The sequence below is a fragment of the Nonlabens sp. genome (genome assembly GCF_039941875.1).
Classification (GTDB): domain Bacteria; phylum Bacteroidota; class Bacteroidia; order Flavobacteriales; family Flavobacteriaceae; genus Nonlabens.
This window is the reverse complement of record NZ_JBDVDQ010000009.1, coordinates 67,631-81,524: the sequence shown is the minus strand read 5'-3', so window position 1 is coordinate 81,524 and position 13,894 is coordinate 67,631. Positions and strand designations below refer to the sequence as shown.

General features: G+C 34.8%; 7 protein-coding genes. 6 read left to right on the top strand and 1 reads right to left on the bottom strand.

Annotated features, from left to right (window positions below):
• Positions 1-51 precede the first annotated feature (51 nt).
• Positions 52-1,293 carry a M48 family metalloprotease gene (locus tag ABJF08_RS05580; RefSeq protein ID WP_348115084.1) on the top strand — a complete coding sequence of 414 codons (1,242 nt, stop codon included), beginning with the start codon at positions 52-54 and terminating at the stop codon, positions 1,291-1,293.
• A complete protein-coding gene (locus ABJF08_RS05575; protein ID WP_348115083.1) occupies positions 1,286-6,781 on the top strand; it encodes an AAA domain-containing protein in 5,496 nt (1,831 codons plus the stop codon). The genes ABJF08_RS05580 and ABJF08_RS05575 overlap by 8 nt, the downstream gene beginning before the upstream one ends.
• 330 nt (positions 6,782-7,111) lie before the next feature.
• On the opposite strand, the gene ABJF08_RS05570 is transcribed toward ABJF08_RS05575, so the two are convergent.
• Positions 7,112-9,568, bottom strand: a complete 2,457-nt coding sequence (locus ABJF08_RS05570) for a ligase-associated DNA damage response DEXH box helicase (RefSeq protein ID WP_348115082.1) — start codon at positions 9,566-9,568, stop codon at positions 7,112-7,114.
• Positions 9,569-9,774: 206 nt separating this feature from the next.
• Between ABJF08_RS05570 and ABJF08_RS05565 the strand changes: the two genes are divergently transcribed.
• The 4 genes from ABJF08_RS05565 (at position 9,775) to ABJF08_RS05550 (ending at position 13,859) form a co-directional block, all read left to right on the top strand.
• Complete coding sequence (locus ABJF08_RS05565; protein ID WP_348115081.1) at positions 9,775-10,080, top strand: hypothetical protein; 306 nt, start codon at positions 9,775-9,777, stop codon at positions 10,078-10,080.
• A 122-nt stretch (positions 10,081-10,202) separates the two neighbouring features.
• Positions 10,203-10,406, top strand: coding sequence for a hypothetical protein (locus ABJF08_RS05560; RefSeq protein ID WP_348115080.1), 204 nt, complete (start codon positions 10,203-10,205; stop codon positions 10,404-10,406).
• Between the two features lie 3 nt (positions 10,407-10,409).
• Entirely contained in the window at positions 10,410-11,153 is a 744-nt protein-coding gene (locus ABJF08_RS05555) for a GLPGLI family protein (protein ID WP_348115079.1), read from the top strand.
• Positions 11,154-11,159: 6 nt separating this feature from the next.
• Positions 11,160-13,859, top strand: a complete 2,700-nt coding sequence (locus ABJF08_RS05550) for a carboxypeptidase-like regulatory domain-containing protein (RefSeq protein WP_348115078.1) — start codon at positions 11,160-11,162, stop codon at positions 13,857-13,859.
• The last annotated feature ends 35 nt before the right edge of the window (positions 13,860-13,894 follow it).

Below are 13,894 nucleotides of genomic sequence, written 5' to 3'. Positions count from 1 at the left end.
TCGTCGTTTTCCTTAACTTTAAAGCCTAGGGGAAATACATAATATAATTGAATGACTGACGACGTTGCAATAGATCAAAAGGCACTTTTAGAACCTTTTCCATACCATAAAAAACTAAGAGACCATTTAAAAAGTCGCAAGAAAACCTGGCAATGGTTTAAAGACGAGAAGATTAAAGCACAACAAGTAGAGTCTTTTAAAAAGAATCTGCTTAAAAACACCTACCGTTTAGATCTAGATAGTCATGCAAATTTATACCGTGTGTCTGATGCTATTTGTAAAGATCTAAATATCGATGCACAAGTAACTTTCTACCAAGAGAACAACAGCTTACAAGTAAATGCAAGTATTTCAGTAATAGAGAGAGAAGCGCACATTGTTTTTTCTGGTAATGTTTTACAGTTGTTAGATGATAAACAGTTAAAGGCTTTAATAGCTCACGAGCTATCGCATTACCTTTTCTTTAAAATAGAAGATGGAGATTATGAGGTGACGCAACGTATAGTTCTCGCTCTAGCAAATGATTCTCGTAGTGAGGACAGCATCATAGAAACGGCACGTATTTTTCAACTGTATTTAGAACTTTTTTGCGATACAGGTGCTTTTAAATCCTGTAGAGAGCACTACACCGTTATACAAATGCTCATCAAATTAAATACAGGACTGGCAGACGTAAATGCACAAAGTTATCTGGATCAGGCCAAAGAGATCATAAGTCAGGAAGATGAATCGACTAACCAGCAAACACACCCAGAATCTTACTTGCGCAGTATTGCTCTAGATTTAAAAGCGCGCAATTCTAAAGATTATGAAGAAGAATTGCACAAGTTAATAGAGGGAAAGTGGGATATCAATAGCTTAGATATTTTTGAACAAGAAGAGACTCGAGCATTAACCTCTGACTTTATACAGCTTATTTTAAGGCCTCAATGGATCAATTCTAATGCTGTGATAAATCTAGCACAACAGTTTTTTCCCGACTTTAATAGAAGTGAAAAGATAGATACGAGTACGCTTTCGCGAAAGCTAAAACACACCACACCTAGTACTAAGAGTTATTTATGTTATCTCTTATTGGACTTTGCTAGAATAGATAGCGCACTAGAAAAATTACCGCTCGCGCATACGTTAGAGGTATCAGAATTGTTAGAGTTAAAAGAAGATTACGAGCGTATTCTAAGAAAAGAATTAAAACTAACTATTAGAGATTTCAAGAAATTAAAGGAAGAGGCTATGAGTGATTTGAGCCGTGTAACCGAGAACCAAGATAGCAGTATATACGACAATGAGTGATTATAAGGCAAGTTTTTTCAGTCTGCTAGATGAGGTTAAGGACCATGGCGGCAGCACGACACCAGATTTTATAGCTAGAGTTTTACCACTTTTAGAAAAAGCACATTTTCTTAGAGAGCGCAATCTAGTTTTAGGTATTTATTCTATCGATTCTATTGATTACAACGGTCGCGTACTGGTTACCGAATCTGAGGGGAAGAATTTTACACAGTCTAGTAAGATATTTAAGAAACCTAAACAACGTTATGCAGTTGAGGTAAGTGTAAATTATAAAGAAGCAAGTTCTCTCGATCCTTTAGACGCTCCAGATGATTATGGTGATAGACTTTATGATCATGATGCGATTCATAAAGATCTAGATGTGCCTATTTCAAAACCGGTCTATTTACCACATTATAAAACCTGGGATTTTGAAACTGGTCATTACGATCCTATTACCGAGATTTTCACATTAGGTTTTATACTAGCTAGTGTAGCCTATGGGATAGATTTTAGAGATGTAGAAGAGTTAGAACGTTTTGTAGAAAACAGAGAGCGACTTTATTTTTATAATAAAAACCTGCACCCTACTATACATCATGTAATTAGGGAGATGACACCACTTTATAGAGAAGATCGTGCGCCTAGTCTAGAAGAAATAATAGCAAAACTTAAAAATTATCGTGATTTTAATCCAGAAAACTATGTAGATCTTACCGATACAGAAGGTTTTAGAAACCTGAATCTGTCGGATCGTGGTAGTTATATTCTTGATAAATTAAAACGCAGACTTTTTGATATTTCTAGAAGAAACAAATTACTCTACTTTAATGATCGAGGTGGCTTTTTAAACCTGACAGAGTCCTCTGTACCTATGTTGTTGGACTATAAAAATATTAATGAGAAAGATTTAATATTTTGGAATAGTCATATAGAGACTCAATTTATAAGTAAGAAAAAGATAAATCTTAATCGTTATCTAGACATAGATCAAAATAGATTTTTATCTCCAGCGCTTAATAAAATACGATTAGAAGCGCGCAAAAGTAAGAACGAATACGGTTTTGATCAGCTGCGTGTTGTGGTCGCTTTTTTACACTGGTATAATTTTAAAGAAAGTGCAGACGAGCGTATAAGTTCGCCTCTTTTATTGCTACCAGTTTCTATCACAAAGAAAAAAGGAATAAAAGATAAGTATGAATTAACGGTAAATGACACAGAGGCAGAGGTAAATCCTGTTTTGAGTTATTACCTCAAGGATCTTTACGACATAGATTTACCAGACTTTGTAGATCTAGAAACAAGTAGCATAGAAGAGCTGGTACAAAGTATAAAAAACCAGATTGCGTTAGGCGGTACAGGAATAGATTTACAATGGCGCGACAAGCCTAAAATACAGCTCATACATAAAATTGCAAAACGCAACTTTAAACTTAAAAAGCGCAAACTTAATAACCGTAACTCTGGTTTGAGCACTCGCAGTTATGATTATTCTTATGATGCCGAAAATGTGAAGCCGTTAGGTCTAGCTATTTTTAATAATCTAATTGCCAAAAAGCACAACCAGTTAGAATACATCATTAACGAAGATATTAATCCCTACACAGACCTTGCCGTTGCAGAGCGCAGGCGCAGTTTTTACCATACCGATAATGATGGAAAGGTAAATCCGCTGGTGTGGGAAGTGGATACTTGTAACATGACTCTAGGTAATTTTAAATACCGTAAAATGAGTCTGGTGCGTGATTATTCTGAGATTTTAAAAGCAGATATTAAAGATGATGTTTTTGATGAGCTCTTCAGTGATCAGCCTAAAAACATTAATCTAGACGCTTATAAAAAGACCAGTCTAGAAGAGTTGTATCCTATAATTCAGTCAGATCCCACACAGTCGCAAGCGGTGTTAAAAGCACGATCTGGTGAGAATTATATCATTCAGGGACCACCAGGAACAGGTAAATCACAGACCATTACTAACCTCATAGCCGACTATGTGGCGAGAGATAAAAAAGTGCTTTTCGTTTGTGAAAAACGTGCGGCGTTAGATGTGGTTTTCCACCGTTTGAAGAATAAAAAACTAGACGAATTGTGTTGCTTGATTCACGATTCTCAAACAGATAAAAAAGCTTTTATCATGAACCTCAAAGATACTTATGAGGCTTTCATGAAAAAGAATATGAATACGAGCACGCTTTCGCGAAAGCGAGATAAAACCATCCAAGAAATAGAAACGCATCTAGGTAAACTAGAAAAGTTTCATGTAAATATGCGAGATGGTGAGCCGCCTTTATATGATTTATATCAAGTACTGATAGCGTATTATCAAGAAAAGGAGATGCTTTCAGATCAAGAGTTGATTTATGTGCCTTTTTATAAAGAATGGGCAGATAATGAAGCGTGGATTACAGAATTTATCTCACAAGTAAAGCTCAATGAGCACGGTAGTTCTATTGCAAATTATGCTTTAAATGGTGTTGCTGTAGAGATATTACAAGCGTCTAATGTAAAAGGAGAGGTACTTGAGAAAATAGAAAAAGCAACAGATGGGTTAGATGCACTGGTAGAGCTGTTAGATCAACAAGAGGTTGAGGTAAAAGAACAATCTATAGAGGCGTGGCATCAAGAATTTGATTTTGCAGAGAAAGTAGCTAGAATAGTTGAGCGTGATTCTTTAGGCATTTTTGATAAAAAAACCATCGCCGCGTCAGAGTTAGATAACTTGAATAGAAAACTAGAGAAACAGCGAAGACTGCATGAGCGACTTATAGAAGAGAATGAAAACTGGACTCAAAAATTTGATGATACAGATGCAAAGACAGCTCTTCAAAAATGGGAGAAGCTAGACGGTAGTTTCTTCAAATTTTTAAATCCGGGCTGGTATAAATTAAAAGGACAGGTAAAAGCTTCTTATAATTTTAATGCCCACCAGATAAAACCAGAAATAAGTAGTGTGCTTAAATCGCTTAATGAAGAATATGAAGCGTTAGAGCAGTTAGAGGAACAACGAGAAGAGGCAGCACAAAGATTTGGTCTTACTAATTTTGTAACAGATTATCAGTGGATTCAACAGCAACAAGATCATCCAGATCATATTATTAAGGCATGGACGACTACAGATCATACTTCTTATGTACGTTCTTTATTAAGTTTTAAATCTCAATTTGATGATTTATATAGTCATCTAAAAGGTTTGTTCTCTAATCATGGAGCGCAGACACTATCGCAAATTGAAGACCAATTGCAGCGTGGAAGAGCCGCTGTACATACGTTAGGTTTATTTGCTCCATATATAGAGCAACTTCATGGATTGAGTCCAGAAATGCAAGAGAACCTACGTACTAGAGACTGGCAAACAGATGATATTGCTTTTCATACGGCATATAAATCTGTAAAAGAGGTTTATGAAAAAGATCCTGTGTTTTCTCAATCTAGTGAAGACGGTTTAGGGAATTCTGTACATAGGATAAGCTCACTACTAGATAGTTATTACGATTCTAATGTCGCATTTATACGCTCTAAGATTAGAGATAAATTCTTAAATAAAGTGCGTATTACAGAGTCTGTGGCTGCACAGTTAACAGAAGAAGAGAAAGTTCTTAAAAAGGAATACAATGCATCGCGCAGGATTCTAGAAAACGAATTCGGTAAGAGCATGCGTTATAAATCTATACGTGAACTTGCGACCGGAGATGCACAAGATATTATGACTACACTTAAACCAGTGTGGTTAATGAGTCCGCTTAGTGTTAGTGATTCTATGCCTATTGATACTTCTATCTTTGATGTGGTTATTTATGACGAGGCATCTCAAATAACGGTAGAAGAAGGAGTTCCATCACTTTTCAGAACGCATCAAACTATAATTGTAGGAGATGAGATGCAAATGCCGCCTACTAACTTTTTCAGTGCAAATGTTACCGATCAAGAAGAAGATGAAGAAGAAACAGAAGAAAAGATAGGTATAAGCCTCGATGCCGATAGCTTATTGAATCAAGGAGCTCGTAAATTGAGTTCTGTAATGTTAGGTTGGCATTACCGCAGCCGTCGTGAGAGTTTAATAAGTTTTAGTAATGCAGCGTTTTATAAAAGAAACCTACTTACTATACCAGACAGTCGCATACCTAATGCTGGCATTGAGCCACTAGCACCTATAATAGATCCAGATCAAGAGATCGATTATAAAGATGTTTTGAGCCGCAGCATCAGTTATCATTATATGGAAAATGCTATTTACCATAAGCGTACGAATAAAGATGAGGCTGCTTATATCGCAAACTTAGTGCGTACTTTTTTAATGAATGACATTAAGAAAAGTATAGGTATTGTAGCTTTTTCTATGGATCAACAAAGTGAGATAGAAAGTGCTCTAGATAAACTAGCGTTAGAAGATCCTCAATTCGGTATACAATTAGAAGAAGAATACCAGCGTACAGAAGAAGACCAATTCATAGGTTTATTTGTTAAAAATCTAGAAAATGTTCAGGGTGATGAGCGTGATATTATAATCATGAGTATTTGTTATGGGTTTAATAATCAGGGCAAGATGTTTATGAACTTTGGACCTATTAATAGACGCGGTGGAGAAAAGAGGCTTAATGTTATTTTTTCAAGAGCAAAGCAAAATATGATGATCGTCTCTTCCATTCAGGCAGAAAATATCAAGAACGATTATAATGAAGGAGCAAATTACTTTAAGAAGTTCTTGAAGTATGCAAAACATACATCTGATGGTCAGTTAATGGCGGCCAATTCTGTTCTCGATAGTTTACATGCTCATGAAGATGAAGCTGAGAAAACTAAACGACTTCCTATTATTAATCAGTTGAAAGAAAAGCTGGAAGCAAAAGGTTATACGATAGACGATGCCGTCGGGCAATCTCATTTTAAATGTGATATCGCTGTGCGCGAAAACGAGGCGACTTCTTACAAACTTGCTATATTAATAGATCGTTCTACTCATTATGCAACTGATAATATTCTGGAACAATACTGTCAGAAACCAGATGTTCTAAGAGCATTCGGCTGGAAATTACAACATGTTTATAGCAAGGACTGGTTAGAACAACCAGAACGTGTGATGGAAAAAATCATGCAAAAGCTAGAAGGAAAGGAACAGGAAATTGAACCTGAACTCGAACTTGAAAATGAAGTTGAAAACAAATTAGAGAGTCCTATTGAAGAGCAGATTTCATCTACAGTAAATGAAGAATTACCTGATTCAAAACCTCAAGAAAAGAATGATCTATTAGAGCTTGATAATGATTTGAAACCTAAAGAAAAAGAAATGTCAAGTAACGATTTAATCTTTAAACGTTATGAATTCTCAGAAGGTTCTAGCAACAAGTTTTGGGAAATTGCTGTAGATGAATTTGATATCATTACTAGATATGGTCGCATAGGCAACAAAGCACAAGAGAATAGAAAAACCTTTGAAGATCAAGTATCAGTTCTCAAAGAAGAAATGCGATTAATAGGAGTGAAAACTCGTAAGGGATATAGGCCTATTTAAATCTGATTACGTTTCTAACTGAGCTGAATGTCATTCTTTTAGGTAAATGAAGGTAAATGAAAACCCATAAGATTTTACATGCCAACTATTTCTGTTGGCATTGTCTACATCTTATCTCGATGTTTTTTAATATTTTTTATTTTTTTTTCTTCCATAAGAGTAGGGTTAATTCCGCCCTTATGAAAGTATATATTTAATGTTACTATCATTTCTCATCGAAGTAACTTTTAATTTCAAGTGAGGTTTTGATACTTCGATCTGTTCCTTGCAGAGTTACTAATCAACCAGCATCGTATTTTTTAAATTCGAATTCAAATTCAAGTTTATTCCTCATTCCCATTTTAACTGCATTCTTTTTATACGATCGGCGAGCTTTTCACTAGATAACTTTTCGCGTAAGCGGTCTGTAATTATTGGGAAAGAAAATGGTGTAGGCTTTTCACAAGCTTTCCATACTATCGTCTGGTTTTCTATACGTTCAAAAGCCTCTCGCAAACGGTATTCTTCTATCTCTTGCTCATAGGTCTCTGTGTATGCCTGACGGTATAGCAAATTATCAGGCTCATTATCTCTAAATACCTCAAAGAGTAACTGACTGCTGCTTTGCAGGTGTTTTACTTTTACAGCCTTATTAGGATAGCCAGTAAATACTAGTCCAGAAATAACAGCGATATCTCTAAATTTTCTTTTGGCAAGTTCTGTTGCATTGACACTTGCTTCTAGATCTTCAAGAATCATGTCTGATGTGATGAGGTTGTTGTCCAGCACATTTTGCATATCAAACTCTTGATCGCTTAAGATTTCAAAACCATAATCATTATAAGCTAGAGTAAAACTAATGGGTTGTAATAAGCTCATGCGATAAGCCAGGAGTCCTGCCATAGCCATATGAACTAATCGACCTTCAAAAGGATAAAATACCGAATGGTATCCTTCTCTAGTTTTGAAAGTTTCTATTAGAAACTCATTATTTTTTGGTACAATGCTTTCCTGCTGTTGTCTATTGATAATGTCTTTGAGCGCTTTCACCTCTGGAGATCTTTTTTTACCGCTTTGAAAATGCTGCATTTCTTCTCTTAGTAATTCACCTAATTGAGAGGTTAATGGCATGCGGCTGCCCATCCAGCTGGTAACCTTTGCTTTTTTCTTTGAAGAATTACGCACTTGGGCTACCATTCCCTTTAAACGTACAAATTCTAGAGTACGACCGGCAAATACAAATACATCACCACTTGATAATTGGCTTATAAAATATTCTTCTATGGAACCTATGTAACCACCAGTGGCATATTTTACAGTAATACTAGTTCCTGTTACTATGGTTCCCATTTGTAAACGATGTCGCATGGCGATACCGCGATCGTTTATAAAATAACGACCATCCTCATCTATGGAGACCTTTTTATACTCGTCATAAGATTCTAATGAAGCACTACCATAAACTATAAAGTGCAAGCACCACTCAAATTCTTCATAAGTAAGTTCTTGGTAACAAAAAGTAGCTTTTATCTCTGGATATATGTGATCAGGATAAAACCCTCCAGAAACAGCTAGTGTGCATAGATACTGAATAAGCACATCATAACAATTAAGGTAAGGCAGTCTATCCTCTACAGCTTGGGTTTTAACGGCAACTTGTAAAGCGCTTGCCTCTATTAGTTCTAAAGCATGTGTAGGTAAAAAATAAATAACTGACGTTACTCCAGGTCGGTGACCAGATCTTCCTGCACGTTGTAAAAAACGAGCAACACCTTTGGGGCTTCCTACTTGAATGATGGTTTCTACTGGCGCAAAATCTACTCCTAAATCGAGAGAAGAGGTGCATACACACGCCTTTAACGACTCGTTTCTAATCGCATTTTCTACCCAAATACGTGTTTCCTTATTAATGGATCCATGATGCATAGCTACCTCACCAGCAAATTCTGGATGTCTATGCATCAGTGCCTGAAACCACAATTCACATTGTGCTCTGGTGTTGGTAAAAATCAGTGTCGATTTACTTTGGTTGATAATCTTTACAACATCTTCAAGGAGATGCAATCCTAAATGACCACGCCATGGAAATTTCTCCATGGTCTCCGGGATGATAGAACGTACTTCTATTTCCTTTTTTAGATTAGCTTTGATGAGTGTGCTATTATTGAAACGGTCAGAATCTACTCCTAATAAAACCTGTCTAGCTTGTTCGAGGTTTCCTATTGTAGCACTAATTCCCCATATGCGTAGGTTTTTATTAGTTCCTGCGAGACGAGAAAGTCCTAATTCCATTTGTACACCACGTTTGGTACCTAAAAGTTCGTGCCATTCATCAATAACAATCGCGTTGCAATCTTTAAATACATTTACATGATCCTTAGTAGCAAGCAATAGGTGCAAGCTCTCTGGCGTGGTGATTAATAAATCGGGCATCGCTTTTTTTTGTGCGGCCCTTTCTTTTGTGGTGGTGTCACCAGATCGTATTCCTACTGTAAAAGGTAAGCCAATCCCATCAACAAATTTTTGCGAAGTTTGTGCTATTTCTTGAGATAACGATCTTAAAGGTGTGATCCAGATCGCTTTTAAGCCTTTTTTATTTTTGGTTTTATAATCTGGGTTTGATTTAATGTAACTAAGAACTATTCCTACCCAAAGTGCGTAGGTTTTACCACTTCCAGTAGGTGCGTTGAGCAGCCCGTTTTTACCAGATAGAAAAGCATTCCAAGTCTGTTTTTGAAACGGAAAAGCTTTCCAGCCTTGAGTCTCAAAGTAGGATTCGGCAATATGGAGTAATTCTTTTTTTGTCATAAAACTTTCCGCGTGGGAGGAAGGCCTTTAGTTAGTCAGTCCTTTTACTTCTTTTAAGTATCTTGAAGGTCCAGTAGAGATTTTGAGATTGATTTTGTTATTTCTCGCTTTCGCGAAAGCGTAAACAAATTATTGATCAAGAATAAGAAATAAAATAATGGACTTGTGTTAGTAACCTATTAAATTTGAATCTTTAAAGTCAGCATATGTCAGAAAAGCTTACCGTTTTACAAGATAAACTAGAAGATAGGCATCATGTTTTTATGGTGTACAAGAGTCAAGTAAATAAAGATTTACAGCGATCTGGTTATGAGTCTATAGAAATTAATGAACCTAAGGAATTTCTGGAAGCCTTAGTTTCTTTATTAAATGAGGCGATAGAAGATAGCGATCCAAAATTACAACAGTTATATTATCTGGCAGATGTGCAAGAAAAAAACCTAGAACAAGGTATTATTCTAGGTTTTATTATGAGAGAATGGAGTAAAATTCAATTTAGGTTGAGGCAGTGATTTGAATTTTAAAGTAATTAATTTGCATATTTACTTTGCTTTACTTTATGCTCTAATCAAAAACTTTAATAATTATTAATAATGTTTTAAGAGCTGGTCTACTAGCTGTTTTATTTGTAGGGATGAGTGGATTTTGTTCTATAAAGTCACCTAGTAATAAGGTTGAAGACCCACAGGATTGTGATGATTTTGCTGCGGGCGGTTATTGGGGTGTTCTAATAAATGGTGGTTCACAACAAGAAGCAACTAATGCGTACAGTTCACTTTATTGGGCATGTATTAATAATGGAGGTAAAAGCGACACAACGACAACTATTAAGCCATAAAACATGAAATTGACATATCTGTTTATTTTCTTTAATTCTTTTTTGTTATTTGGTCAAAATTTACAAGTTACTTATAAGGCCTCCTATAATGGAACTTCAGTAAAAGAAGGAATTGAGTTAGCTAAAAAAAATAATATTCCAAATGGTCAACTTCAAGGATTTAAATATTATCTCCAGAAAGTAAAAGACGACATTGAAAACCAAAAAATTATTTTAAATACGATAGGTGACGATCAGTTTATTTTGTCATTGCCTTCTAGTGTCGATTCCGATTATAGCTTGGTAAGAAGTATTGCGCCTGTTAGTTTAGGCTTGTATGATTATTTGTATAGTAAAGGTGCTAATATTATTATAGGAGTAAATGATTTAAATGATCATGCTGTTCTTTATGATGACAAACAAGCTACATGGTTAGTGACATCAGAGTCTAAGAATATTTTGGGTTTTGAATGTTTTAAAGCTACTATCAAATATAAGCAATCTTTGCCGCGTCAATTTGCTAGAGATCATGTGGAAGCATGGTTTGCTCCTAGTATTAATAAACGTGGAGGACCTATTGTTTATACTAATTTACCAGGCCTAATTTTAGAGGTCAAGGTAAGAAATGCAACAATTACTGCTTCAAATATTGAAACTGGCGAAAATAAGGTTTTAAAGGAAACAACAAAACAGATTATCACTGAATTTGAATCCCATAAAAAAGCAACTTTGGTTGGGAAAGCGATAGAGGAAAGGATAAAAAAATAGAGGCTAATGTTTATTCATTTTAATAAACAGCAAGTAATTATCTTACTTGCTGTTTTTTTATTATTAAATTTCGCTGCTAGTCAGGAGATCGTTCTTAAAGGTCAAGTAACTGATAGTTTGTTAAACCCTATTGAGAATACCACAATTTATTCTAAATCTTTAGGTGAGGAAGAAGGACTACTCTTTTCCATAAGTGATATAGATGGTAATTATAAATTAAAACTTTCTAAGGATAAATCTTATGTCATTACTATAAGTTATTTAGGGTATAATGAGATTAAAGATACTGTCATCTTGAAAAACGACTTAGTCAAAAATTATATTCTCAAAGAAAGTGCTGAATCACTTGATGAAATTATACTTAGAAAAAAACTAGCCGTTTCTGTAAAAAAAGATACTATTACTTATCGTACAGATCAGTTTACAGATGGTACAGAGCGTAAATTGAGAGATATCTTAAAAAAATTACCAGGTCTCGATGTGGACAGAGAAGGTAATGTGAAGGTTAACGGTAAGGATGTGACAAAATTAATGGTAGATGGAAAAGATTTCTTTAACGGCGACGAGAAATTAGGAGTCAACAATATCCCGGCAGACGCTATTGATGAAGTTGTCGCCCTCGATAATTATTCAAAAATACCATGGCTTAAAGGACTTACAGATAGTGATGAACTAGCACTTAATATCAAGCTCAAAGATGGTAAGCGCAACTTTGTTTTTGGAGATGTAAATGTAGGTGCAGGAATTGAAGATCGCTATAAAATAAGTCCCCTTTTATTTTATTACAGTCCTAAAACCGCGGTAAATTTTATAGGTGATGTAAACAATACTGGTGTGCGGTCTTTTACAACGAGTGATTACCTCAATTTTGAAATGGGTAATTCTACTTTGCTCAACGATTATTCAAAAATAGGTGAAACATTAAATGATGAAGTTGCAAGGTCTTTATCAAATGCGGATTTTCAGGAACTAAAAACTTTATTTGGCGCATTTAATTTGAATCACGATTTTGATTCTGGCCTTAATATAACTGCTTACACGATCAATAATGGTAATAGCCAAAAAACCATGGACGAATCTATAATTAATTATCTTATCGAGGATGATTTTACAGAGACTCGGTCTGACGATAGTGAGCAAGATGCTAGTTTTACTGCAAACACAGTAAAATTAAATTATACGACTAGCAATGATTTAGATGTTCTAGGGAGAATAGATTTCAAAGATTTTAGCTCAGATTTGAAAAGAAACTTACTTTCTACATCACCACAAAGTAATCAGTTCAATAGCACAATTCAAGAAACAACTGATTTTACATTTTCTCCTCAATTAAACCTGAACAAACGTTTTAATTCTAAGCACATTTCAACACTCGAGACTAGTTTTAAAATTGAAGATCGAAGTTACATCGGGATAAATTTGTTTGACCAGCCTATTTTTTTAGGAATCGTGCCTTTAATTACGCAAGAATCTGGAGTTTTCAATGTAAACCAATTTTCAGATAGAAAAACTACCGAATTCAAATTGGGAATAAAACATTATTACGTCATTAACTCAACCACACATTTATATCCTTTGACAGGATTTAATATTTCAAATACGAACTATACAAACACAGATTCTCAACTTTTAGATGACGGCTCTATAAATAGTTTTCAAAACGATGGTTTTAATAATGATTTGTCTGGTAGTATAGAAGATTATTATTTGGGTTTTCAACTTAAAAAGAAGTACGGCAATTATATTATTAAACCTGGTTTAGTGGCTCATTTATATGAATGGAATGCCCGACAATTAGAAAATGATTTTTCTTCAAAATCAAAATTAGTTCCTCTTCCTGAACTCTCAGTAGAATATGAGCCATCTAGTTCTAGAAAGCTTAGATTTAAATACCAAATGAATTCAAGATTTGCGAACCCAATTAATTTTGCTAATAGATTGCGCATCAATTCATTCAATCAAATTACACGAGGGAACGAAAATCTAGATAATTCCCTTTATCATAATTTTAGTTTAGGTTATCAATCTTTTAAGCTACTTGAAGGGACTCTTTTTAACGCGTCACTTTCCTATAGCCGTTTTATAGAAGGTATAAGGAATGGCATTGCTGTCGACGGAGTAAATCAAATTCAAACTTTAATACAAACAGATCTGCCAGAAAACACTTATAACGGGCGTCTTAATTATTCTACGTATTTATGGAATATGAAATGGTCTTATAAAGGAAACATTAATATGAGTGACTACAAAAGAATCGTGAATGAGTCTGTTCTAGATTATAGATCTGCTTTTATCAGTAATAGTATAGAAGTAGGAACAAGATTTAAAAAATCGCCTAATTTTGAAATTGAAATTGGTCATCAATCTAATAATTTAGAGGGTAGTAATATTTCAAACAATTTTGAAAACTGGACTTCTGTAGGAGCTATTGATTTTAATTTCCTCAAGAGCTTTTTATTTACAGCAGATTATGAACTGAATTATTTTACAAATAATAGTGCCGGTCAGACTAATGATTTTAATACAGTTAATGCATCTTTAGAATATTGGAAAGAGTCTTCTGCATGGAGTTTTAAAATAGAGGCTATTAACCTGTTAAACAACGAGATAAAGCTGTCAAGTAATTTGTCTCAGTTTCAGGCTTCTGAGAGTCGAGTGTTTGTGCAACCTAGGATATTATTTTTTTCAGTCACTTATAAATTGTAATAATTTTGTTTTAATAAGCACGCTTTCGCGAAAGC

Excerpts from the sequence above, each read along its gene's own strand:
- ABJF08_RS05580 (WP_348115084.1), top strand. The coding sequence starts at position 52 with ATGACTGACGACGTTGCAATAGATCAAAAGGCACTTTTAGAACCTTTT.
- ABJF08_RS05575 (WP_348115083.1), top strand. The coding sequence starts at position 1,286 with ATGAGTGATTATAAGGCAAGTTTTTTCAGTCTGCTAGATGAGGTTAAG.
- ABJF08_RS05570 (WP_348115082.1), bottom strand. The coding sequence starts at position 9,568 with ATGACAAAAAAAGAATTACTCCATATTGCCGAATCCTACTTTGAGACT.
- ABJF08_RS05565 (WP_348115081.1), top strand. The coding sequence starts at position 9,775 with ATGTCAGAAAAGCTTACCGTTTTACAAGATAAACTAGAAGATAGGCAT.
- ABJF08_RS05560 (WP_348115080.1), top strand. The coding sequence starts at position 10,203 with ATGAGTGGATTTTGTTCTATAAAGTCACCTAGTAATAAGGTTGAAGAC.
- ABJF08_RS05555 (WP_348115079.1), top strand. The coding sequence starts at position 10,410 with ATGAAATTGACATATCTGTTTATTTTCTTTAATTCTTTTTTGTTATTT.
- ABJF08_RS05550 (WP_348115078.1), top strand. The coding sequence starts at position 11,160 with ATGTTTATTCATTTTAATAAACAGCAAGTAATTATCTTACTTGCTGTT.